General features: G+C 70.7%; 21 protein-coding genes. 12 read left to right on the forward strand and 9 right to left on the reverse strand.

What is annotated here, in order from left to right:
• Positions 1-122 precede the first annotated feature (122 nt).
• The 4 genes from D7V77_RS44210 (at position 123) to D7V77_RS05190 (ending at position 4,870) form a co-directional block, all read left to right on the forward strand.
• Positions 123-1,688, forward strand: coding sequence for a tryptophan 2,3-dioxygenase family protein (locus tag D7V77_RS44210; RefSeq protein ID WP_199733739.1), 1,566 nt, complete (start codon positions 123-125; stop codon positions 1,686-1,688).
• On the forward strand, positions 1,685-2,830 hold the full coding sequence (locus tag D7V77_RS05180) for an aminotransferase class V-fold PLP-dependent enzyme (RefSeq protein WP_120575154.1): 1,146 nt from the start codon (positions 1,685-1,687) through the stop codon (positions 2,828-2,830). The genes D7V77_RS44210 and D7V77_RS05180 overlap by 4 nt, the downstream gene beginning before the upstream one ends.
• An 8-nt stretch (positions 2,831-2,838) precedes the next feature.
• Positions 2,839-3,873, forward strand: coding sequence for a methyltransferase (locus D7V77_RS05185; RefSeq protein WP_120575182.1), 1,035 nt, complete (start codon positions 2,839-2,841; stop codon positions 3,871-3,873).
• A gap of 322 nt (positions 3,874-4,195) precedes the next feature.
• Complete coding sequence (locus D7V77_RS05190; protein ID WP_120575155.1) at positions 4,196-4,870, forward strand: dienelactone hydrolase family protein; 675 nt, start codon at positions 4,196-4,198, stop codon at positions 4,868-4,870.
• Positions 4,871-4,880: 10 nt separating this feature from the next.
• On the opposite strand, the gene D7V77_RS05195 is transcribed toward D7V77_RS05190, so the two are convergent.
• The gene (locus tag D7V77_RS05195) at positions 4,881-5,570 is read right to left on the reverse strand and encodes a response regulator transcription factor (RefSeq protein WP_120575156.1); all 690 of its coding nucleotides are present in this window, start codon (positions 5,568-5,570) and stop codon (positions 4,881-4,883) included.
• A gap of 234 nt (positions 5,571-5,804) precedes the next feature.
• Here D7V77_RS05195 and D7V77_RS05200 point away from each other — a divergent pair, with 234 nt between their 5' ends.
• A complete protein-coding gene (locus tag D7V77_RS05200) occupies positions 5,805-7,739 on the forward strand; it encodes a CheR family methyltransferase (protein ID WP_120575157.1) in 1,935 nt (644 codons plus the stop codon).
• Positions 7,736-8,986, forward strand: coding sequence for a sensor histidine kinase (locus D7V77_RS05205; protein ID WP_120575158.1), 1,251 nt, complete (start codon positions 7,736-7,738; stop codon positions 8,984-8,986). Before D7V77_RS05200 ends, D7V77_RS05205 begins: the two co-directional genes overlap by 4 nt.
• A gap of 9 nt (positions 8,987-8,995) precedes the next feature.
• Here the strand turns inward: D7V77_RS05205 and D7V77_RS05210 are convergent, their stop codons facing one another.
• Both D7V77_RS05210 and D7V77_RS05215 read right to left on the reverse strand, forming a co-directional pair.
• The gene (locus D7V77_RS05210) at positions 8,996-10,054 is read right to left on the reverse strand and encodes a chemotaxis protein CheB (protein WP_120575183.1); all 1,059 of its coding nucleotides are present in this window, start codon (positions 10,052-10,054) and stop codon (positions 8,996-8,998) included.
• Positions 10,055-10,173: 119 nt separating this feature from the next.
• Positions 10,174-10,593: a hypothetical protein gene (locus D7V77_RS05215; protein ID WP_120575159.1), complete on the reverse strand. Its 420-nt coding sequence runs from the start codon at positions 10,591-10,593 to the stop codon at positions 10,174-10,176.
• Positions 10,594-10,850: 257 nt separating this feature from the next.
• Between D7V77_RS05215 and D7V77_RS05220 the strand changes: the two genes are divergently transcribed.
• A complete protein-coding gene (locus D7V77_RS05220; protein WP_120548103.1) occupies positions 10,851-11,246 on the forward strand; it encodes a response regulator in 396 nt (131 codons plus the stop codon).
• Positions 11,247-11,268: 22 nt separating this feature from the next.
• On the opposite strand, the gene D7V77_RS05225 is transcribed toward D7V77_RS05220, so the two are convergent.
• The 3 genes from D7V77_RS05225 to D7V77_RS05235 all read right to left on the reverse strand — a co-directional run bounded on the left by D7V77_RS05225 (position 11,269) and on the right by D7V77_RS05235 (position 15,651).
• Positions 11,269-12,579, reverse strand: a complete 1,311-nt coding sequence (locus D7V77_RS05225; protein WP_120575160.1) for an AarF/ABC1/UbiB kinase family protein — start codon at positions 12,577-12,579, stop codon at positions 11,269-11,271.
• A 75-nt stretch (positions 12,580-12,654) separates the two neighbouring features.
• A complete protein-coding gene (locus D7V77_RS05230; RefSeq protein WP_233596702.1) occupies positions 12,655-14,511 on the reverse strand; it encodes a serine/threonine-protein kinase in 1,857 nt (618 codons plus the stop codon).
• Between the two features lie 660 nt (positions 14,512-15,171).
• Entirely contained in the window at positions 15,172-15,651 is a 480-nt protein-coding gene (locus D7V77_RS05235) for an SMI1/KNR4 family protein (RefSeq protein ID WP_120575162.1), read from the reverse strand.
• A gap of 30 nt (positions 15,652-15,681) precedes the next feature.
• Here D7V77_RS05235 and D7V77_RS05240 point away from each other — a divergent pair, with 30 nt between their 5' ends.
• From D7V77_RS05240 to D7V77_RS05250, 3 genes are all read left to right on the forward strand, one after another.
• Positions 15,682-16,089, forward strand: a complete 408-nt coding sequence (locus D7V77_RS05240; RefSeq protein ID WP_120575163.1) for a hypothetical protein — start codon at positions 15,682-15,684, stop codon at positions 16,087-16,089.
• Positions 16,090-16,302: 213 nt separating this feature from the next.
• A complete protein-coding gene (locus D7V77_RS05245; RefSeq protein ID WP_199733740.1) occupies positions 16,303-16,620 on the forward strand; it encodes a hypothetical protein in 318 nt (105 codons plus the stop codon).
• 9 nt (positions 16,621-16,629) lie between these two features.
• The gene (locus D7V77_RS05250) at positions 16,630-17,166 is read left to right on the forward strand and encodes a cupin domain-containing protein (protein ID WP_120575164.1); all 537 of its coding nucleotides are present in this window, start codon (positions 16,630-16,632) and stop codon (positions 17,164-17,166) included.
• 25 nt (positions 17,167-17,191) lie between these two features.
• Here the strand turns inward: D7V77_RS05250 and D7V77_RS05255 are convergent, their stop codons facing one another.
• The 3 genes from D7V77_RS05255 to D7V77_RS44600 are packed head-to-tail and all read right to left on the reverse strand — an operon-like array spanning position 17,192 to position 19,509.
• Positions 17,192-18,136 carry a ribokinase gene (locus D7V77_RS05255; protein WP_120575165.1) on the reverse strand — a complete coding sequence of 315 codons (945 nt, stop codon included), beginning with the start codon at positions 18,134-18,136 and terminating at the stop codon, positions 17,192-17,194.
• Positions 18,133-18,834, reverse strand: a complete 702-nt coding sequence (locus D7V77_RS44595; protein ID WP_120575166.1) for a dienelactone hydrolase family protein — start codon at positions 18,832-18,834, stop codon at positions 18,133-18,135. Before D7V77_RS44595 ends, D7V77_RS05255 begins: the two co-directional genes overlap by 4 nt.
• Before the next feature lie 3 nt (positions 18,835-18,837).
• Complete coding sequence (locus D7V77_RS44600; RefSeq protein WP_120575167.1) at positions 18,838-19,509, reverse strand: phosphoribosyltransferase; 672 nt, start codon at positions 19,507-19,509, stop codon at positions 18,838-18,840.
• 239 nt (positions 19,510-19,748) lie between these two features.
• On the opposite strand from D7V77_RS44600, the gene adh reads away from it, so the two are divergent.
• Both adh and D7V77_RS05275 read left to right on the forward strand, forming a co-directional pair.
• Positions 19,749-21,275 (forward strand): aldehyde dehydrogenase, encoded by a 1,527-nt coding sequence (adh, locus tag D7V77_RS05270; protein ID WP_120575168.1) that lies wholly within the window; start codon positions 19,749-19,751, stop codon positions 21,273-21,275.
• A 10-nt stretch (positions 21,276-21,285) separates the two neighbouring features.
• Positions 21,286-21,675, forward strand: coding sequence for a DUF779 domain-containing protein (locus D7V77_RS05275; protein WP_120575169.1), 390 nt, complete (start codon positions 21,286-21,288; stop codon positions 21,673-21,675).
• Positions 21,676-21,684: the final 9 nt, after the last annotated feature.

The following is a 21,684-nucleotide window of genomic DNA, read 5'->3' on the forward strand; positions in this document are numbered from 1 at the left end:
GACTTGAAGTTCACCAAAAGGGCTGTAAGGTAGTCGCTTCTAGAGATTTACGCGCTCACTGTTCCTCCCGACTGGGGCGCGCTCTACCCACCACGATCTGCCTGCGTCCCCCCGGAGGCACCTTGCATACGTCGACCGATTACAGCCACGCCGAAAAGCTGAAGCAGGAGCTGACTCAACCGCTGTTCAACGTGATGTTGAAGAAGTGGGTGGGCAAGGGCGAGCTGGACTACGAGCGCTACCTGCACACGGACACCCTGCTGGCGCTGCAGTCTCCGGAAGGCGAGCTGGTCTCCCATGACGAGCTGATGTTCCAGATCGTCCACCAGTCCCAGGAGCTGTACCTGAAGCTGGCGTCGCGGGAGATGGTGGAGGTGGTGGCGGAGATGGACCGCGACGCGCTGTGGGCGGTGTCCGCGCGGCTGGTCCGGGTGCAGAAGATCATCGCCGGCATCAGCGCGGAGATGGCCATCCTGGAGACGATGACCCCGTCCGAGTACCAGGTCATCCGCCGCAGCCTGGGCAACGGCAGCGGCCAGGAGTCGCCGGGCTACAACACGTTGCGCCTCGCGGCGGACGGGCTGGAGTCCGCCATGGAGCGCATGCTGGCGCGTCGCGGACTGACGCTGTTCCAGGTCTATTCGGCTGGGGGGCCGAAGGACCTGCAGCACGTCTGCGAGCAGCTGGTCACGGTGGATGAGAGCTTCCAGGGATGGCTGTACGCGCACTACCAGCTGGTGCGCCGGACGATTGGCATCGACCGCACGGTGAAGGCGCTGGACGGGCTGCCTTCGCAGGTGCTGCAGGCGCGCATGACGCTGCCGCTGTTCCGCGCGCTGTGGGACGTGCGCGTGGAGCTGACCGCGGGCTGGAAGCGCGAGGGTGGCTACACGCCGGGTGAGTCGCGCGGCGGCGGCTGCCCGATGGCCGCCATCAACGCGATGAAGGACACGGCGGTGAACATGCCGGTGGCCCAGGCGCAGGCGGCGCACGCCCATGTGGCGGCGCACGCGCAGCACGCCTCGGCGGCGCAGGTCCATCACACCGCGACGGCGCACGCGGCCCCGGCCCCTGCGCATGAGGCGCGCACCGGCGGCGGCTGCCCGATGAACATGCAGCACGCTCCGGCGGCCCACGCGGCCCCGGTCCACGCTCCGGCGGCCCACGCGGCCCCGGTCCACGCTCCGGCGGCGCACGCCTCCGCGGTCCATGCGCACTCCGCTACGGCCCACGTTCAGCACGCCTCGGTGGCTCACGCCGTCATGGCGCATGCTTCGGAGATCCACGCGGCCCATGCGCAGCACGCCTCGGTGGCTCACGCCGCGACGGCTCACGCGGCCCCGGTCCCTGCGCACGAGGCGCGCACCGGCGGCGGCTGCCCGATGCATGCTCAGCACGCGCCGGTGGCCCATGCTCCGGCCGTCCACGCACAGCCGGCTCTGGCTTCACACGCTCCGCACGCGGCGGCCCATCCTCCGCACGTGGCGCACGCGCCGGTGGTCCACGCCCCGCACGCGTCGGTGCCGCACGTGCCCGCTCCCCATGCGGCGGCGGCTCCCGCGCCGGTGGCGCACGGGCCGCATGCGGCGGTGCCCCACGCTCCGACTCCTCACGGACCTCACGCGCATCCGCACGCCGCGCATGTCTCGGCGTACACCCACGCCCAGGAGCTGCGGAGCCAGTCGTGACCGTGGCGGCACTCCCGGGAGCCCTGCGCGCGGAGTACCCGCTGCTCCAGACCTGCACGTACCTCAACAGCAACTCGACCGGGGCGCTGCCCCGGGCCGTGGAGGGCGTGCTGGCGCAGTACTGGAACACGATGCGCGCGTGGCGCGATGACACCTGGGACATGTGGCTGTCCCAGATGCAGGCGTACGCGGACGGGGTGGCGGAGCTCATCGGCGCACCCGCCGGCTCCGTCGCGCTGGACACCAACCTGAGCGCGCACCTGTCGCGCCTGGCCTCGTGCCTGGAGTTCACCGGAGAGCGCCGCCGCGTCGTCATCACCGACCTGGAGTTCCCCACGGTGCCCTTCATCTGGAAGGGCTTCGCGCGCTACGGGGCGGAGCTGGTCGTCGTCCCGTCGAAGGATGGCCGCGTGGACGAAGCCGCGCTGGAGGCGGCCATCGATGAGCGCACGCTCATCGTCTGCGTCGCGCACGGGGCCTTCGCCACCGGCGCCGTGCTGGACGTCGCGCGCATCGCGAGGGCGGCGCACGCGGCCGGAGCGCTCATCGCCACGGACGCGTACCAGACCGTGGGCACCGTCCCCGTGGACGTGCGCCAGCTGGACGTGGACTTCCTCATGGGCGGCGCGCACAAGTGGCTGGGCGGCTCCGAGGCCGCCTTCCTGTACGTGCGCCCGGGGCTCCTGCCCACGCTCCGGCCCGCGGTCACCGGCTGGCTGGCCGGCGCGTCACCGCTCGGCTTCCAGCAGACGACGGACTATGCGCCGGACGCGCGCCGGATGATGGGCGGCACACCCGCGCCGCTGATGGTGCTGCTGTCCCGTCCCGGCCTGGAGCTGATCAAGGACGTGGGCATCCACGCCGTGCGTGAGCACTCGCTGAAGCTCACCGGCCAGCTGATGGCGCGCGCGGACGAGGCAGGCCTGCGCGTGGTGACGCCGAGAGAGCCAGACCAGCGCGGCGGCGTGGTGGCGATGAGCTTCCCCGGCGACGCCCAGGTGACGGCGCGGCTGGTGGCGCGAGGCTTCATCTGCAGCCACCGGGGCTTCCTGCGCGCCGCGCCACACTTCTACAACACGCTCGAGGAAGTGGACGCCTTCATGGACGCGCTCATCGAAGCGCAGCACAATGAAGCCGCATGAGCAGCCAGATGCCTCCCTTCACACGTGAGGCGCCGTCGCCTCGCGCCCTGCTGCACCTGCTGTTCAACGGCGCCCGCGCGATGGACGTCGTGGAGACCGCGCTGAAGCTGGGCCTGCTGGACGCGCTGGAGCCCGGCCCGGTGACGCTGGGCGAGCTGGCCACGAAGTACGACCTGCGGCCCAAGCGGCTCTACAAGTTCCTCGACTGCCTTGAGAGCCTGGGGCTGGTGCAGCGCGAGCAGACCAGCGACACGCTGGAGGCGGCGCGCTACCGGGGCGTGCCCGGCCTGCGCGAGGCGGCGGAGCTCGTGCTCGGCGCGGGGTCGCTGGAGCGCGACCGCGAGAAGTACGACTGGAAGGCCCTGTACGGCCGGCTGCCGGAGACACTGCACGGCGAGCACTCCATGTCCGCCACGTCGTTCGACTGGCCTCCGCGCACGCCCGAACAGGTGGAGGGCTTCGAGGCCAGCATGTCCGCGGGCCTGGGCCCCATCCTGGAGACGTTCCGCGCGCACGCGAGCACCCTGTGGCCCTCCGAGGCCCGGCTGCTCGACGTGGGCGGCGGGGACGGCACGCTCGCGGAGCACCTGCTGCGCCAGCACCCGATGCTCTCCGTGGACGTCTACAACCTGCCCGCCACGGAACCCCTCGTCGCGCGCACGCGCGAGCGCGCGGGCCTGTCCGCCAAGCGGCTGGGCTTCGTGGGCGGCGACTTCCTGAAGGAGCCGCTGCCCCGGGGCTACGACGCGCTGTCGCTCGTGCGCGTGCTGCATGACTGGCCCGCGGAGGTGGCGCGGTCGCTGATGCAGGCCGCCTTCGCCGCCCTGCCCTCCGGCGGACGCGTGCTCATCTGCGAGGAGTTCCGCACCCCGGAGCGGCTGGCGGCCCAGTTCTTCTGGTCCTACTTCCTCATCGGCGTGGACACGTGCGTGAGCCGGCTGCGCGAGGTGGAGTTCTACCTGGAAGGGCTCACCGCCGCGGGCTTCACGGACGCGCACGTGCTGCCCGGCCCCTTCGAGCTGGTGGTGGCCACGAAGCCCTGAACCGCCCCACCCCGTCAGGGGTGGCGTGCAAGGAAGGGCGCCCTCCCCGGGGCGTCGTGGCCTGCCCCGCGGGCCCTGTCCTACGCTGGACACCCGGCCCCCTCCGGCAGGTCACAACGGGTGGGGCCATGTTCAGACTGTGTCTCAGCCAGACGCGGTAACCAGCCACACGCAGACGGGAGGAGCCTGTATGACAGGTCCCCGGTCACGAACGGGGTTGAATGCGGTAGGGCAGGACCACGGGTGGGAAGAAGCGCGGGAGTCCCAGGCGCGACAACGTGGTGTCGGACCGGCGGCGCGCTCGCATCTGGAGCGCGAGGTGATGGTGCCGGTCGATGACGCCGTCCTCGTCCGAGGACGGCTGGCGGTGCCCTCGGGGGCCCGGGGCGTGGTGGTGCTGGCGCGCGGCAGCGACAGCAGCCTCCAGAGTCCACGGCTCGCGCAGACCGCGCGCCTGTTCCAGGCGATGGGGCTGGGCACCTTGTTGATGGACCTGCTCACCCGCGAGGAGATGGAGGAGCGCAGGACGCGGCAGTTGCGCTTCAACGTGGGCCTGCTGGGCATGCGCATGGCGGGCGCGGCCCGGTGGCTCCGGCGAGAGGGCCCCACCGCGGGCCTGAACGTGGGCTACTTCGGCGCGCACACCGGCGCGGGCGCGGCGCTGGCGGCCGCGGCCTTCCGGCCTGATCAGGTGGAGGCCGTCGTGTCGCGTGGCGGCCGTCCGGACCTGGCCGGCGCGGTGCTCCCCAAGGTGCAGGCCCCCACCCTGCTGCTGGTGGGCGGCGCGGACACGCTGGGCCTGGACATCAACCGCCGGGCCTACGAAGCGCTCCGCTCCGACAAGCGCATGGACATCATCCCGGGCGCCACCCACCACTTCCAGGAGGACTCGGAGCTGGAGCAGGTGGCCGAGCTCGCCGGGGAGTGGTTCCTCCAGCACCTGGGCGCCCCCCGGGAAGCGCTGGAAGACGGCACGGAGGAAGCCGCGCCGCCTTGAGGGAACAGCCTCAGGCCAGCACGGGGCGGGGCACGCCCAGCTCGCACGCCATCACCGCGAGCTGGGCGCGGTTCTCCGGTCCCAGCTTGCGGTAGATGCTCGTCAGGTGGGCCTTCACCGTGCGCTCGGTGATGCCCAGGTGGGCGGCGATCTTCAGGTTGTCCGCGCCGGCCGCCACGTAGCCCAGCACCTCGCGCTCGCGCAGGGTCAGCCGTGACAGCGCGGAGCCCGGCATCTCGAGGTCGTCCAGGTGCAGGGCACTGGCGTGGAGCATGTCCATGGGCAGCAGCCGCTCGCCCCGGGCCACACGCCCGACGGCCCGCACCACGTCGTCAACGCCCGCGTTCAGCTTGCACAGGTAGCCCGCCGCTCCCGCCTGGAAGCAGCGCTCCACCACGTCCGGCTCCTGGTGTCCGGACAGCACCAGCGCGCGCACCTGCGGATGGAAGTCATGCAGGTACTTCAGCGCGTTCAATCCGTCCTCCGCGCCCTCGCGGCCCACGTGCTCCAGCCGCAGGTCCACCACCGCCACGTCCGGCGCGGCCGCGCGCACGTTGGAGAGGAACGTGCCTGTCTCCGCGCACCGGGCCACCACCTTCATCCCCGCGCCCTCGAGCAGGGCCACCAGGCTCTCGCGGAACACCTGCTGATCCTCCAGCAGCGCGACACGGATCTCCCGTCCCGTTGAGTTCAATTCCATGGATGACACCCTCGCCTTCCCATCGTTTGGTCATCACCCCCTGGGAAGGGACATCCACGCTATGCCATCGCGCCGCCCCCTGTGAAACCACCCCCGGTATGCGCGCGGCGGAGGAGAAGAACAGCGAACGTTTCGTCGTCCGAGACCCAGACGAAGAGTATGGCCGACAGTGCTCCCGCAAGAGCGGAAGTACAGGTCTTGCCCGGTCGGTCTCACTGGACTACGTCCTTCTGAATGGCGACCAAGCCTCCACGCGACAGCGAGCTCGAAGCCATCCTGGAGAAGGTCCGCCAGGTGCGGAACTTTGATTTCCGCAATTACAAGCGGGCCACGCTGCACCGGCGCATCGAACGGCGGATGCAGGCCACGCGCTGCCGGAGCCGGGCGGCCTACCTGGCGCTGCTGGAGCGGGACCCCACCGAGGTGAGCACGCTGGTCTCCTCCATGCTCATCAAGCTGACGACCTTCTTCCGGGACCGGGAGGTCTGGCAGGCCCTGGAGCAGAGCATGGCGGAGCTCGTGCGCCAGCGGCCGGACAAGGACCTGCGCATCTGGAGCGCGGGCTGCGCCACGGGCGAGGAGGCCTACTCGCTGGCCATCATCGCGGCGGAGGCGCTGGGGCCGGGCTACCCCGGCGCGGAGCTGAAGGTGTTCGGCACCGACGTGGACGAGGAGGCCATCGCCACGGCCCGCCGGGGCGTCTATACGCCGGAGCAGTTGGAGAATGTCTCCCCGGAGCGGCTGGCGCGCTTCTTCGTGCGCACGGGCAACAGCTTCACGGTGCGCAAGGAGATCCGCCGCGCCGTGGTGTTCGGCGTGAACAACCTGGTGTCGGACGCGCCGGTGTCGCGCATCGACCTCCTCCTGTGCCGCAACGTCTTCATCTACCTGGACTCCGACCTGCAGAAGCGGGTGCTGGCGCGCTTCCAGTTCGCGCTGCGCCGCAACGGCCAGATGGTGTTGGGCCGCTCGGAGCTCATCCCCTTCGCGGCCCGGCTCTTCCGGCCCATCGACCTGGCCCGGCGCATCTACCGCAAGGATGGGCACGTGGAGCTCACCAGCACGACGCAGGACCGCCTGCCACCGGAGCCCGTGAGCCTGACGCGCATCCTCGAATCCAGCCTGGACTTCGAGCGCTCCTTCCTGCGCAACCTCCTGGACTCGCATCCCTGTCCGCACATCGCGACGGACAATGACGGCACGGTGACGCTGTGGAGCCGCGCGGCGGCCCGGATGTGGAACCGCAACGAGGGGGAGATGCTGGGCAAGAAGCTGGCCGCGCTGGGCCTGGCGGGCCTCAGCGGCGACCTGCTCGTCGAACAGAGCCAGCGCGTGCGCTCCGGCAGCTCCGAGCGGGAGGTGGCCGACGGGATGATGGAGGTCTCCAACGGGGAGCCCCTCGCCCTGCGCGTCCAGGTGGTGCCCCTGCGCGAGTCGGCGGGAGGGCGGCAGGGCCTGCTGTACACCGTCCACGACATCACCCACCTGCGCGGCGTGGAGCAGAACCTGCGCACGGCGCAGGAGGAGCTGCAGGCCATCCAGGTGCGGATGCAGTCCTCCACGGAGGAGCTGCGCGCGTCCAACGAGGAGCTGGAGACGACCAACGAGGAGCTCCAGTCCGCCAACGAGGAGCTGCAGACGACCAACGAGGAGCTCCAGTCCACCAACGAGGAGCTGGAGACGACCAACGAGGAGCTCCAGTCCGCCAACTCGGAGCTGGACGCCACCAACCGCGAGCTGGCGCACCGCACGCTGGAGATGGACGCGCTCACCTTCTGCCAGCGCACCATCATCCGCACCCTGTCCGCCGCGGTGCTGGTGCTGGACGGCGACGGCCGCATCACCACCTGGAACCTGGCCGCGGAACGGCTCCTGGGCCTCACCGAGCGCGAAACGGTGGGCCAGCTCCTGTGGTCCCTGCACGTGCCCGCGCTGAAGCGCGCGCTGGTGCTCAAGCTGCGCCGCCACCTGCAGGAGAATCGCTCGCTGCGGCTGGAGAGCATCCCCTATCAGCTGCCGCACGGGGGCAAGGGGAGCGCCACGCTGGTGGCCACGCCGCTCGTCACCGACACGCACCTGCTGGGCTCCATCATCCTCTTCGAGGACACCACCCGGGCCTCCGCCCTGCTGGAGGAGAACCAGCGCCTGCGGGAGAAGCTCAAGGCATGAGCCCGCGCCGCGAGCCCCCGCCCTCCACCGTCCCGGGCCCCAGCGTCCGGGAGTCCCAGGGACTCCTGCGCAAGTACCGCGAGCTCATGAAGAAGCACACCGCCCTGGTGCGCAAGTTGGGGGAGAACACCCGGCGGCAGGTCATCACCCTCAAGCTGTCGCGCTGGGCGCTGGAGACCAGCGACAGCGCGCTCGCGATGATGAACGCCACCAGCGTGGTGCTGGCCAACAGCCGCTGGCACGCGCTGGGGCGGCTGCGTGGCCCCTGGAGGCGCGAGGACGACGGCGCGGAGCGGATGGCCCTGCGCGACGTGGGCCAGGCGGAGGCCGCGGTGGTGCTCGCGCTCACCGAAGGCGGCGCGCGCATCACCCGCTACCGTCAGGCGCGCGAGGCCCAGCCCCGGGTGCTGGAGGTGCGCATCGAGCGCGTCACCGGCCAGATGCAGGGACAGGTGCTGGTGCTCGCGCGCGACATCACCGAACAGGCGCGCGCCGAGGAGGAGCTGGCGAGCGCGCGCGCCACCCTGCTGGAGCGCGAGAAGGTGCGCGCCCTGGGGGAGCTGGCGGCGGGCATCGCGCACGACCTGCGCGCCACGCTCAACGCCATGCGGCTGCGGCTGGAGCTGCTCCAGCGTGAAGTGAGCCCCACGGGCCAGGGCCAGCAGCACATGGACGCGCTCGTGAGCATCGTGTCCGACGCGGAGGCGCGCGTGGGCCGGCTCCAGGACTTCTCCCGCGGCAAGCACGGCACCGCCCTGGAGCCCGTCCAACTGGCCCACGTGGTCCGCGACGCGGTGGACATCGTCCGGGGCGGCATCGAGCACCAGGCGCGCCAGGGCGGCCATCCCCTGAGCCTGGACGTGGCGCTGCCCGAAGGGCTTCCCCGCGTGGCCGGTTCGGCCATGGAGCTGCGCTACGTCGTCATCAACCTGCTCATCAACGCGCGCGACGCCATGCCCCGGGGCGGCGCCATCCGCGTGCGGGCCTTCAAGGCCGGGAAGGCCGTGCGGCTCGTGGTGGAGGACGAGGGCACGGGCATCCCGGAGGAGCACCTGCCGAACATCTTCAAGCCCTTCTTCACCACCAAGGGCGAAAAGGGCACGGGCCTGGGGCTGTCCATGGCCCACGGCGTGGTGACGCAGGCGGGCGGCACGCTCACCGCGGCCAACCGCCCGGAAGGGGGCGCGGTGTTCACGCTCACCTTCCCCGCGCTGAAGGCCGCTCCGGCGCACGGCGGAGCGCGCTGACCCGGGGCCTCAGCCCGTCTGCTCCGACTCGTCGGAGACCCCGAGCACCGGAGGCTCCACGGACGCCGCGCCGGACGGAGGCGCCGCGAGCACCGCCCGGCGCAGCAGCTCCACCTGGGACTCCGCCGTGCGGGCGCGCTCCTCGAAGCGCCGCGCGGAATGGTCATGGCCACGCTCCCGGGCCCGGGCGGCCAGCCGGCGCGACAGGGACGCGCTCTCCTCCAGCGCGCGCAGCGCGGCCCACAGCGCGCCGTCCAGCTGGTTCTGCTGCGAGCCGGACAGCGCCTCCCCCGTGTACGCGTGGCCCGTGCGGCAGCGGAAGCGCAGGAGGCTGCCCTCCTCCAGCTCGAAGAGCACGCCGCCGCAGTCCGGGCAGCCGTAATAGGACGGCTTCGCGTACTCCACCGGAGAGGGAGGGTCGCCCATGGCGGGAAGGTCCACCGACATCACCTTCACCTCCGTCTCCACCTGCCGCGACCGCTTGCGCGAGCGCGGAGCCACGGGCGTGTCCACCAGCCGCGTCAGCAGCGCCCCCATCTCCGCCAGGGGCACGCAGTAATCCACCGCCACGAGCTCCAGCGCGCTCCGGGGCATGTCCGGGCAGAGCGCGTCGCGCGGTTCCTGCACCACCGCCAGCCCGCCCTCCCGCTTCACCGCCATCAGGCCGCTGGTACCGCAGTCCAGCGCGCCGGTCAGCACCACGCCCACCACGCGCGGGCCGTACGTGAGCGCGGCCGAGCGGAACAGCGGATCCACCGCCGGCCGGTGCCCGTTCTCCCTGGGCCCCTTCACCACCTTCACGCGGTCCGGCTCCACCAGCAGATGTCTGTCATTGGGCGCCACGTAGATGCGGCCCGGCGCCAAGGCCTCTCCGTCCCGGGGATGGTGGGCCGGCAACGGACCGGCGCGGGAGAGGATCTCCGGCAGGTAGCTGCGGTGCTGGGCCGGCACGTGGAGCACCAGCAGCACGCTGGCGGCCAGGTCCCCAGGCAGTCGCCGCACCAGTTGGGTCAGGGCCTCCACCCCGCCCATGGAGGCGCCGATGACGATGATGTCGTGGCGTTGCAAGTTCCCATCCCCCAATCCGGAAGCGCGAACAGACCTCGCCGCGTCTGTTTCAAGCTAGGCAGGCCTGGAACCCCGTGCGGACGGGCCCGGGGAGGCACGGCACCGCCGCCTGGCAGGGGTCAGCCTGGGTCCTCCGGCGGGGCGCGCCCCGCGGACATCGCGAGCGGCGCCAGGTGGGCCTTCTGCGCGGACACCGCCGCCTCGGCGTCCGCTCTCGCGGCCTCGGCTTCCGCCCGGCGGGCCTGGGCCGCGTGGACGGAGGCCTCGCGCTCCATCAGGCCGACGTGGACCCGGGCCCGCTGACCGTCCCCCGCGGCCCACGTCCGCTCGGAGTCGTTGCCCCCCAGCATCGCCACGGCCTGATCCGCCAGTGAGACGACCTTCAGCGCCTGGGCCCGCTGCACGCAGGCCTGGGAGAGGACGCCATAGGCCTCCGCCTGCGCCCGGGCCGCCGTGGCCTCCTGCCGCCGGGCCGCCGCCCGGGCCTCCAGGGCGTGCCCCCGCGGGTCCGTCCGCCCTGCCTTCCGTTGGGATGTCATCAGGTCCTTCCTGGTGGGAGGCCACCTACATGCCCCGTGGCGCGCACACCCTTCAAAGCTAGGAACGCCCTCCAGGGCTGCCCACCCGCCAGGACGAGGCGTGTGGTTCCAATCGGAAGTTTCCAGAAAATTCCAGGGAGGGTGGCCAGAAGGGAGGGGGGTGGGTCATACTCGGGAAGTGCCCGGGTCACGTGTCTTCCTTGGGGCGGCATCCTGCCGACCGGGGCACCCAACTGTCGGTTCCAGGGGGAGCCACCATGTCCGAGACCAAGATTCGCGTCCTCATCGTGGACGATGACCCGGACCAGCTCGCGCTGACCGAACGCTCGTTGTCCTCGTACAACTTCGAGGTCCGCACCCACCGTTCGTCCCTGGGGGTCTCCAACCTGGTGCGCACCACGGCGCCGGACCTGGTGCTCCTGGACGTGAACATCCCCGCGCTGAGTGGCGACAAGGTGCTGGCGCTGGCCCGGCAGCAGGCGCCGGAGAACACCCGCTTCGTCCTCTACTCCGCCTCCGACGAGTCGAAGCTGCGCGCGCTGGCGCTGGCGGCGGGCGCGGACGGCTACCTGTCCAAGAGCACGCAGGGCGCGGACCTGGCGCGCAAGCTGGAGCGGCTGCACAAGCGCCCCCGCGTCGCCGCCGGCACGTAGCGCTCCGCGCTCACGCGAAGGCTCACTCGCCCACGAGCGCGCCGACCTCCAGGAACACCTGCCGGAAGTCGCCCTGCGCGCCCACGAGGCGCAGGTTCTGGGCCAGCCCCCCGGTGGCCCGGAAGAACATCATCGCCTCCGGGGGCGGCCGGATGCGCATGATGCGCGCGGCGTTGCGCGTGAAGTGGTTGCGCATGTCGCGGTTGATGTCGCAGGTGCCGTAGTCGTACGGCGCCGTGCGCATGGGACGCCCGGCGATGTGGAGCACCTCGCGCAGGAGCACCTCCGCCTCCGCCTCCGGCAGCTCCACGGAGAAGCCCACTTCGCGGCACAGGCCCAGCACGTCCAGCGTCTCCAGCCGCAGCGCCTGCTGGAACATGCGGCGGTTGGCCGCGATGAAGCCCGGGCTGAAGCGCTTGATGGAGCCGAAGTCCAGCAGGCCCATGCGCCCGTCCGGCATCACCATGAAGTTGCCGGGGTGCGGGTCGGCGTGGATTTCGCCCGCGTCCAGGAACGGCCCGTAGGTGGCGCGGATGAGCTGGCGCGCGACGCGGAAGCGCGCGGCGTCATCCGGCGACGTCGTCACCCAGTCCTTGAGCGTCTGGCCCTCCAACAGCTCCAGCGTGAGCACGCGGTGGGCGCTGCGCTCCTCGACGACCTGGGGCACGTACAGGTCCGGCAGCCGCGCCACGCTCTTCGCGAAGCCCTGCGCGAGCTTCGCCTCGCGGCGGTAGTCCAGCTCCAGCATGAGCTCGTCGCGGAGCTCCTGGAAGTAGGCGGTGCCGTCCATCATCCGCGACGTCTTGGACACCGTCTTCACGACGAGGCCCAGGTTGTCCATGTCGTGGCCCATGGACACGTCGATGCCGGGGTACTGCACCTTCACGGCGACGGGGCGGCCGTCATGCAGCACCGCGCGGTGCACCTGGCCCAGCGACGCGGCGGCGAGCGCGTCCGGGGAGAACTCCTTGAACAGGGCCTCCGGCGGCGCGCCCAGCTCCTCCTGCACCACGCGCGACACCTGCGCGTAGGACATGGCGGGGGCCTGGTTCTGCAGCCGGGCCATCATCTGCCGCACCTCCGGCGTGAGCAGGTCCGGGTCCATGGAGAGGGCCTGGCCCAGCTTCATGGCCGCGCCCTTCATCTCCCCCAGCGTGGCCACCAGCTTCTCCGCGGTGCCCAGGCTGAGCAGCTCCGAGGAGTTCGTCCCGGAGAGCTTCTTCGCACCCGTCTTGAGCACCTCCGTACCCACATGCAGGGAGAGGCCCGCCAGCTTGCGCAGGCGGTTGAAGCGCCCCTGGGGCGGCAGCTTGTCGTCGGGTTCGGAAGCCATGGGAGAGCAGAGGATTAACGAAGACTCCTCTCCCATACGCAAGACGCCCCCGGGGTGGATGCGAGCCCGGCTCCCCTACCGGGGAGCGGCCGAGCCCCGCACCCGGGCCCGGAGGAAGCGCCAGCGCTTGAGCCCCTCCAGGTCCAGGGGGTCCGCACGGACCGCCAGCTCATAGGCGGCGAGCGCCTCCTCCAGCCGGCCCACGGACGCGAGCGCGTCTCCGGACAGGCGGTGGACGGCGGCGCGGCCCTCGCGGCCGGTGTTGCCGGCGAGGAAGCGGCGGCGGCACTGCTCCAGCATGGTGGCGGTGAGGCCCGCGGCGAGGCACCGCTCGATGCCCTCCACGTTGCCCAGCGTGGCGTCGTACTCCACGCGCCGCTCCACGTGGCCCAGCGTGTGGAGCGCTCCGGACACGCGATCCAACGCGCGGTCCACCTGGGCGCGCTGGCCGTCCGACAGCGGGCGGGCCTTGAGCAGCTCCAGCGCCCCACGAGCGCGCTGGGCCGCGGTGCGCACGGACTCCAGCGTGGCGTCGCGCGGCAGCTCCAGCACGGCGTACGGGTCCCCGGCGAGCCGCCGGCGGAAACCCTGGAGGACGGTCTCTGCTTGCGCGTCCTCGGGCGTGGGGATGGCGGCGGTGGCCTGCGCGGACGTGGCGCGGGTGACGTTGCGAAGCTGGGCCAGCTGGGCCTGGAAGGCGGGGCTGGCATCGCGCAGCTGCACGCCGAAGCCCGGGGGCATGTTCCACGACTGGGCCTGCTCGGCGGTGACGTGGCGTACCACCTGCGCGGTGCACGGCAGCTCGCCGCCGGGAAGCCGCAGCACCAGCGACACCTCCGACAGGAGCGCGGGGGGCGGAGTGGCCAGCTGGAAGAAGAGGCCGGAGCGGCCCACCCACTCGCCCTTGAGCTCCACGGGGGCCTGCGTGCCCTGGCCGCGCAGGAGCGCGGTGAGCGGCGGCGCGGAGGGCGCGGGCGGCGGCGCGAGCGACGCCTCCAGGGCCACTCTCAGCTCCGCGGCGGAGGCGAAGCGGTGTTCGGGCCGCTTGGCCAGCGCGCGCAACAGCACCCGCGACAGGGGCTCCGGCACGGCGGGGTTCAGTTCGTGCGGCGGGACGGGCTCCTTCTGCAGGTGGCCCACCAGGATTTCGGCGGCGGTGCGGCCGTAGAAGGGCACCTGGCCGGTGAGCAGCAGGTACGCGAGCACGCCGGCGGCGTACAGGTCGCTGCGCGCGTCCACGATGCCGTCGCCGCACTGCTCGGGGGCCATGAACTCCGGCGTGCCCAGGAGGACGCCCACTTCGGTGGTCATCTCCCCGGCGGGGCGGGACAGGAGCTTGGCGATGCCGAAGTCGAGCAGCTTCACCCGCTGCTTGCCGCTGGGGCTGGGGACGAGGAAGACGTTGGCGGGCTTCAGGTCGCGGTGGACGATGCCGTGCGCGTGCGCGGCGCCCAGGGCGTCACACACCTGCATCATCAGGTCCACCACCAGTGCCGCGGCCATGGGGCCGCGGGCGAAGTTGGCCAGGCTGTCACCCTCCAGGTACTCCATGACCAGGTACGGGCGCCCTTCGCGCGAGTCCAGGTCATAGAGGGTGACGACGTTCTCGTGCTGCACGAGCGTGAGCGTGCGGGCTTCGGAGAGGAAGCGCGCGACGAGCTCCGGGGCCTGGGCCAGGTGCGCGTGGAGCACCTTGATGGCCACGCGCTTCTGGATGAGCGTGTGCTCCGCGAGGAACACGGTGCCCATGCCGCCGCGGCCCAGCTCGCGCACGACGCGGAAGCGGCCGAACTCCTGGCCCACGAGGGAAGGCACCACGGGCGTGGGAGACGACATGGGCGTGAGCGAAGGGGCGGGCAGCGACGCCGCGGGTCCCGGCGGCGGCGTGCCGGCGTAGAGCATCGTGCCGCCGTTGAGGTCCAGCCCGCGCATCAGCGTGGGACACGCCTCCGCGTCCGAGTGGGGCTGACCGCAAGAGCAGATGAGAGGCGACTGGGCGAGCACGAGGGACCGGTAACCAGCGAAAGGCGATGCGGGGGTAAGGACAGCGTCAGCGGCCGATGCGAGCGGTGTGCCAGGAACCGGGATTCTCCGGCTCGCGCGGACGGGCGCGCCAACCGGTTGATCCGCTTCGCTTTTGCGACACTCGGATGCGGCCTGGGTCCCAACTCATCGACAGACACCCCTCGGTTGCGGGGAGTTTTTACAGCCCCGGGGCGGAACAGTTTTCCGTCCAGCACATCCCAATACGTTCGGTCCGCAAGACCTTGGGCAACTTCCGCCCTGCCTTCCCTTCAACCGTCCTGCCGCGCCGCGAAAGTCCCTCAACGATGACAGCACGCGGTGCGGGTTTCCAGTGCGCAGCGACACGAACATCCACGCTGGAAAACATCTCGTTCAGTCTCGAAGTAAGCCGCGATTGCGCGGATGGCAGTGGGAGCCTGGAAGGCCCTGTAGCGCGTGAGGAACGTACGGATCCGACGGTGTTGGGAGGCCGACAAATCGGCCTGGGATGAAGTGTCCTGCGAGGATGGCGGGGGTTTCCGGGCTTCTGGCGGGACGCGGTTGCGTGCGGTGGGGACGCGGGGTCCGTCACCCGTCCTGCATCAACTTCTTCAGCCAGAACCAGCGCCCGTTGGAGCGGAGCGCGCCCGCCAGGAACTCGGAAAACGAGCTGGCTATCTGGGGGCACTGCGCTGGATCCGGGAAGCGTTCGCGGAAGCCGTCGCGCAGGGGATAGCGGCCGTCGTGCTGCTGGCTCACGTCGAGCAGGACGTAGTTCCCATCGCGGACCTCGCAGAGGGCGTACCAGGACGCGGGCCCCGCCCGGTCCGTGTCGTCCTGGCTCATGACGATCCGCGCGCGGCGGAGCTCCGACAGCGGGGGGAAGGAGAACGCGGGGTCGACGCGGTCGAACAGGTCCGCGCCGTCGCAGTGCAGGTAGAAGGCGCGGAGGTCCGGGTCCAAGCGCCATCCGGCGCGTTGCTCGAAGGCGTCGAGCTGCGCGGGCGTCGCGGGAGGGCGTGCGTGGTGGAGGCGCGAGACCTCTTCGAGCAAGGCACTCATCGACATGGGGTCATTCGCCCCTGATAGGGAGAAGGGATGCTCAAGACGGCAGGCTACTTCCGGGAGTTCGGTCGCGGGTTCGAGGATGCCCCTTCCCTCGTGGAGTCGCGAGGGAAGCTGCCGGAAGAGGACTGGCGGCGCGTCGCACGCTATCTGCACACGGGCGTCACGCTCGCGGTCAGCGGCGGCCTGCTGAAGGACTGCCTCACGGGTGAGACGCTCGTGGCCAGCCACTACGCCCAGACCGATGGCGTTTGGACGTGGCGGGCCGACCTGCCTCGCTACGTCGAGCGATACCGCGTGGCCATCCCCGACGCGTTCCTGGAACACATGCGGGCGCTGGACTGGAAGTGCCCCGTCCTCTCCCAGCAGGAGCTGATCGCGCTGACGGAGCGGCTCTTCCACGAGATGAAGCACGCACGGAAACATCGACGGAAGCCCTGAGGGCGGCACGAGCCCAGGAGAAGGCCACGCGCTGGGAGCACCGCTCGCTCGTGGGCTCGCGGCTGGCGGACCGTGCGTTGATGGCCACCCTTACGCCATGAGCACGCAAGCCCCGCGCAGGCTGAACGACGGGAACTCGCTTCCTCCCATGGGCTTTGGCACCTGGCCGCTCACAACGCGGAGGACCACAAGGGCGCGACGCTGGCGGAATGGGTGCAAGGCACGCTGTTCGGCACTTCGCCCGCGCTCGTGGTGGTGGACCTGACCACGGGGCGGCAGCGCCGGGTGCTGGCCACGCATCCGTCCACCCAGCCGGAGCAGGACTTCCTGGCGGTGGTGGCGCGGGATGCGCGCATCGTCTGGCCTGACGGCATCTTCGCCACGGCGGGACATGTCTACGTAACGCTCGGCCAGTGGAACCGGCTGCCGTCGTTCAACGGCGGCAAGGACCTGCGCGAACCGCCGTACCTGTTGATGCGCGCACCGCTGGAGGCAACGGATCCGGTGGATGCCACGCGGACGAAGAAATGAGGAGCGGCCATGCACTCACGATTGGGATGGAGGGCGGCCCTGGTGGCCGTGCTGGGACTGGGCGGAGGCGCCTGGGACCGAGACTCCGCAGCCACGGCTCCAGGACAAGCGCCTGTCTTCAGCTACTGGCACAACTGGACGGATGACCATGGGGTCAGCCACATGACCCTGTGTCCCGTGCGGAGCTTCGACCTGAAAAGCATGTCTCCGCCCGCCGATCCTCAATGGCAGGCACACCAGCCGCCCGGCCAGTCCCAGGTCATCTTCACGGTCCAACCCAACGGCTGGAAGGGGTCCTGGCACGAGGACCCGAAGGTCCAGTGGATCATCCCCCTCTCCGGAACATGGTTCGTCGAGGCAATGGACGGCACGCGCGTGGAGCTGGGGCCAGGGCAGGTGTCCCTGGGCGAGGACCTGAACACACGGCCGGACGCACAGGGCCGAAAGGGCCACCTCTCCGGGAACGTCACCCCCGGTCCTGTGACGCTGATGGTCGTGCAACTCGCGGAGGAGCCCACCGTCAATCAACCGTGCCGGTTCAAGTGACGGCGGTGCGTGCTGGATGTCTTCGCTACGGCGGCGCGAGCTGAACGTCTGGCACCACGTCCGCGAGCAATCCGAGCACTTCATCCCGATAGGGCAATCCCACCTGCGCTCCCAACCGCGTCGTCGCGATGGCGGCGGCTGCATGCGCGAAGCGCGCGGCGGAGAGCAGCGGCTGGGACTCCGCCAGAGCGACACAGAGGGCCGCGGAGAAGGCATCCCCCGCTCCGGTGGTATCCACCGTGTCCACCGGCAACTCAGGCAGCCAGGCCTCTTCCTCCCGCGACACCAACAGGCTGCCCCCAGGCGCCGCGATGATGGCCGCCCCCACGCCGCGCATCAGCAGATTCCTTGCAGCGCGCCGCGCGGAAGCACGGCCATGCACCGTGATGCCTGTCAGCGTCCGCGCTTCGGAGGCGTTGGGCCGGATGACGTGCACATCCTCCAGCAATACCTCCGGCAGCGGCACGGCCGGCGCGGGATCCAGCACCACCCGGACTCCGGCCGCTCGCGCCAGACGGACCGCCGCCTGGACCGCGTCCAGCGGCACCTCCAGCTGCACGAGCAATACCTTCGCGGTGGCGATCCGCTCCGCGCTCCGCAACACATCCCGGATGGAAAGTCTGTGATTGGCGCCCGGGGAGAAGAAGGTCTGCTTCCTCCCGTGTCCATCCACCATCACCAGCACCGCGCCAGAAGGCGCCTTCGGATCAGGCACCACCCCCTCCAGCGCAACGCCCTCCCGTTCCAGCAACGCCACCTGCCTCAGGCCGCGCCCATCCGTCCCCACCCTCGCCACCAGCGAGGCCCGCGCCCCCAGCCTCACCGCGGCCACCGCGCCGTTGGCTCCCTTGCCTCCGAGCGCCTCCTGGAAGACGTCGCCCTCCGCGCTGCCTCCCGGCTCCGGCAGCGACGGTCCTCGCACCAGGTAGTCCGTGGCCACGCCCCCCACCACCACGATGCGCGGGCTCATGGCGGAGCCTCACCGAACGGACGCTCCCGTGCGGCCGTAACCAGGTGCTGGAGGAACCAATCCCGGGCCAGCCGGGCCGCCTGCTCCAGCGTCCCCGGTTCCTCGAAGAGGTGGGTCGCCCCAGGCACGATCTCCAGCCGCTTGTGCGTGCGCAGCGCCGCCAGCGCCTCCTGATTGAGCGCAATCACTTGCGTGTCATCTCCACCCACGATGAGCAGGGTGGGCGCCCGCACCGCCGGCAGCGCGGCACCCGCGAGATCCGGACGACCGCCCCGGGACACCACCGCCTGGATGGCTTCAGGCATCCGCCCCGCGGCCACCAGCGCCGCACCCGCCCCCGTGCTCGAACCAATCAACCCCAGCGGCTGGCCTCCCAACCCTGGCACCCGTTCCAGCCACCGCGTGGCTCCCACCAGCCGCCGCGCCAGCAACTCGATGTCGAAGCGCAGGTGCCGCGTCCGCCGCTCGGCCTCCTCCTCCCCCAGCGTGAGCAGGTCCATGAGCAGTGTCGCCAGCCCCGCCTGCTGCATCACTCCCGCGACGTACCGGTTGCGCGGACTGAAGCGGCTGCTGCCGCTGCCATGCGCGAACAGCACCACGCCGGAGACCGACTCCGGCACGCTCAGCGTTCCTTCCAACCCCACGCCGGGCTCCACCTCCAGCCGCACCGCGTGCTCCGAAATTCGTTGCTCAGCCATGTCTCAAACCTCCGCTGGACTCACGGCGCCACCGTGCGCAGCGCGCGCCAGCAGCTCGCGCACCTCGTCGTCGGTGGTCTGCGTGAAGTCCTCGAACCATTGCCCCACCGCGTAGAACGGCTCTGGGGTGTGGACGCAGACGACCGCGTCCGCTTCGCGCTCGAACTCCGCGCACGTCTCCGGCGCGCCCACCCCCACGCCCACCACGATGCGCGCGGGCTTCTGCTGACGAAGCGCCCGGAGCGCCGCCCGCATCGTCGAGCCCGTGGCCAGCCCGTCATCCACCAGGATCACCGTCCGCCCTTCGACCCGCGCGGGAGGCCTGCCGTCGCGGAAGAGCTGCTCCCTCCGGACCAGCTCCCGCCCCTCACGCTCGGCGGCCGCGGCGATGGCCGGCTGGGGTATCCCCAGCCTTCGCACGACACCCGCGTTGAGGACCGTGACGCCTCCGGTGGCGATGGCCCCCATCGCCAGCTCCTCGTGCCCCGGCGTGCCGAGCTTGCGCACCACGAACACGTCCAGCGGCACCCCGAGGATGCGAGCGACCTCGAAGCCCACGGGCACACCGCCGCGCGGCAACGCCAACACCAGCAGGTCACCGCCTCCGCCAAGCAGGACGCGGAGCCGTTGGCCCAACGCACGGCCGGCGTCGACGCGGTCTCGAAACAGTTGCATGCCATGCCCCAGGGTCCGGAGAAGACGTCCTCCTCCTTGAGGTGGAAGACATGCCGGATGGCAGCAAGGGCACCCTGCCCGCCCGCTCGCATCACGCCCGAGTGACTGATTCAGCGATCAACCATTAACAAACATTTACATCCGACTTCGTGCGCGTGACGCGAGGCGTCACCTGCCTATGGTCTGTTCCGCGTCAACCCCCCGTAGGAGTGCGTCAAAACCCAACGCAGGGAGTCCCCATGTCGAAGGTCTATGAAGCTCCGGGTCAGAAGGGCAGCAAGGTCGAGTACAAGAGCCGTTACGGCAACTACATCGGCGGTGAGTTCGTCCCGCCCGTGAAGGGCCAGTACTTCGAGAACATCAGCCCCGTCACGGGCCGCCCCTTCTGCGAGATTCCCCGCTCCACGGCGGAGGACATCGAGAAGGCGCTCGACGCCGCGCACAAGGCGAAGGACGCGTGGGGCCGCACCGCCGCCGGCGAGCGGGCCAACATCCTGCTGAAGATCGCCGACCGCATGGAGCAGAACCTGGAGATGCTCGCCGTCTCCGAGACGTGGGACAACGGCAAGCCCATCCGCGAGACGCTCGCCGCGGACCTGCCGCTCGCCATCGACCACTTCCGCTACTTCGCCGGTTGTATCCGCGCGCAGGAAGGCTCGCTCAGCCAGCTGGACGACAACACCGTCGCCTACCACTTCACGGAGCCGCTCGGCGTCGTGGGGCAGATCATCCCGTGGAACTTCCCGCTGCTCATGGCCGCGTGGAAGCTGGCGCCCGCGCTCGCCGCCGGCAACTGCGTGGTCCTCAAGCCCGCGGAGCAGACCCCCGTCACCATCCTCAAGTTCGCGGAACTGGTGGGCGACCTGCTTCCCCCCGGCGTGCTCAACATCGTGAACGGCTTCGGCATCGAGGCCGGCAAGCCGCTCGCCAGCAACAAGCGCATCGCCAAGATTGCCTTCACGGGTGAGACGACCACCGGCCGCCTCATCATGCAGTACGCCTCCGAGAACATCATCCCCGTCACCCTGGAGCTGGGCGGCAAGTCCCCCAACATCTTCTTCGAGGACGTCTTCGCCAAGGACGACGACTTCGCCCAGAAGGCGCTGGAGGGCTTCGCCATGTTCGCCCTCAACCAGGGCGAGGTCTGCACCTGCCCGTCCCGCTCGCTGGTCGCCGAGCGCTTCTACGACGACTTCATCGCCAAGGCCGTGGAGCGCACCAAGCGCATCGTGCAGGGCAACCCCCTGGACGTCTCCACGCAGATTGGCGCGCAGGCGTCCAATGATCAGCTGGAGAAGATCCTCAGCTACCTGGACATCGGTAAGAAGGAGGGCGCGAAGGTGCTGACCGGCGGCGGCCGCAAGTCGCTGTCCGGCGCGCTGGCGGAGGGCTACTACGTGGAGCCCACCATCTTCGAGGGCCACAACAAGATGCGCGTGTTCCAGGAGGAGATCTTCGGCCCCGTCGTGGCGGTGGCGAAGTTCAAGGACGCCGAGGACGCGCTCGCCATGGCCAATGACACGCTCTACGGCCTGGGCGCCGGCGTGTGGACGCGTGACAACAGCACCGCGTACCGCATGGGCCGCGGCATCCAGGCGGGCCGCGTCTGGGTGAACTGCTACCACCTGTACCCCGCGCACGCGGCGTTCGGCGGCTACAAGCAGTCCGGCATCGGGCGCGAGACGCACAAGATGATGCTCAATCACTACCAGCAGACGAAGAACCTGCTCGTCAGCTACGACCCGAAGCCCATGGGCTTCTTCTAGGACGCCCCGCATGTCCGTGCCGCGCGTCGAGGTCACGCCGGCCGCCGAGGCCCTGCTCCACAAGATGCAGGGCCTTCACGGTCCGCTCCTCTTCCACCAGTCCGGCGGCTGCTGCGACGGCAGCGCGCCCATGTGCTTCCCGCGCGGCGACTTCCGCGTGGGACAGGAGGACGTGTACCTGGGCGACATCGTCCGCACGCCCTTCTACATGTCCGGCCCGCAGTTCGAGCTCTGGCGCCACACCCACCTCACCGTGGACGTGGTGCCCGGTCGCGGCAGCGGCTTCTCCGTCGAAGCCCCTGAAGGCGTGCGCTTCCTCATCCGCTCACGCCTGTTCACCGACGACGAGTACCGCGCGCTCGAACAGGAAGGGCCCCCGCCCAAGGGGCCCCAGCACTGAAGGCATCGC

The organism is Corallococcus sp. CA041A (assembly GCF_003612075.1).
In the GTDB taxonomy this organism is placed as follows: Bacteria; Myxococcota; Myxococcia; order Myxococcales; family Myxococcaceae; genus Corallococcus; species Corallococcus exiguus.

Coding starts and splice junctions, on each gene's coding strand:
- D7V77_RS05225 (WP_120575160.1), bottom strand. CDS start 12,579: ATGGCTTCCGAACCCGACGACAAGCTGCCGCCCCAGGGGCGCTTCAAC.
- D7V77_RS05240 (WP_120575163.1), top strand. CDS start 15,682: ATGCTCAAGACGGCAGGCTACTTCCGGGAGTTCGGTCGCGGGTTCGAG.
- D7V77_RS05190 (WP_120575155.1), top strand. CDS start 4,196: ATGGTGCCGGTCGATGACGCCGTCCTCGTCCGAGGACGGCTGGCGGTG.
- D7V77_RS05275 (WP_120575169.1), top strand. CDS start 21,286: ATGTCCGTGCCGCGCGTCGAGGTCACGCCGGCCGCCGAGGCCCTGCTC.
- D7V77_RS05255 (WP_120575165.1), bottom strand. CDS start 18,136: ATGAGCCCGCGCATCGTGGTGGTGGGGGGCGTGGCCACGGACTACCTG.
- D7V77_RS44595 (WP_120575166.1), bottom strand. CDS start 18,834: ATGGCTGAGCAACGAATTTCGGAGCACGCGGTGCGGCTGGAGGTGGAG.
- D7V77_RS05250 (WP_120575164.1), top strand. CDS start 16,630: ATGCACTCACGATTGGGATGGAGGGCGGCCCTGGTGGCCGTGCTGGGA.
- D7V77_RS05205 (WP_120575158.1), top strand. CDS start 7,736: ATGAGCCCGCGCCGCGAGCCCCCGCCCTCCACCGTCCCGGGCCCCAGC.
- D7V77_RS05215 (WP_120575159.1), bottom strand. CDS start 10,593: ATGACATCCCAACGGAAGGCAGGGCGGACGGACCCGCGGGGGCACGCC.
- D7V77_RS05235 (WP_120575162.1), bottom strand. CDS start 15,651: ATGTCGATGAGTGCCTTGCTCGAAGAGGTCTCGCGCCTCCACCACGCA.
- D7V77_RS44600 (WP_120575167.1), bottom strand. CDS start 19,509: ATGCAACTGTTTCGAGACCGCGTCGACGCCGGCCGTGCGTTGGGCCAA.
- D7V77_RS05200 (WP_120575157.1), top strand. CDS start 5,805: ATGGCGACCAAGCCTCCACGCGACAGCGAGCTCGAAGCCATCCTGGAG.
- D7V77_RS05185 (WP_120575182.1), top strand. CDS start 2,839: ATGCCTCCCTTCACACGTGAGGCGCCGTCGCCTCGCGCCCTGCTGCAC.
- D7V77_RS05195 (WP_120575156.1), bottom strand. CDS start 5,570: ATGGAATTGAACTCAACGGGACGGGAGATCCGTGTCGCGCTGCTGGAG.
- D7V77_RS05220 (WP_120548103.1), top strand. CDS start 10,851: ATGTCCGAGACCAAGATTCGCGTCCTCATCGTGGACGATGACCCGGAC.
- D7V77_RS05230 (WP_233596702.1), bottom strand. CDS start 14,511: ATGCGCGGGCTGGACCTCAACGGCGGCACGATGCTCTACGCCGGCACG.
- adh (WP_120575168.1), top strand. CDS start 19,749: ATGTCGAAGGTCTATGAAGCTCCGGGTCAGAAGGGCAGCAAGGTCGAG.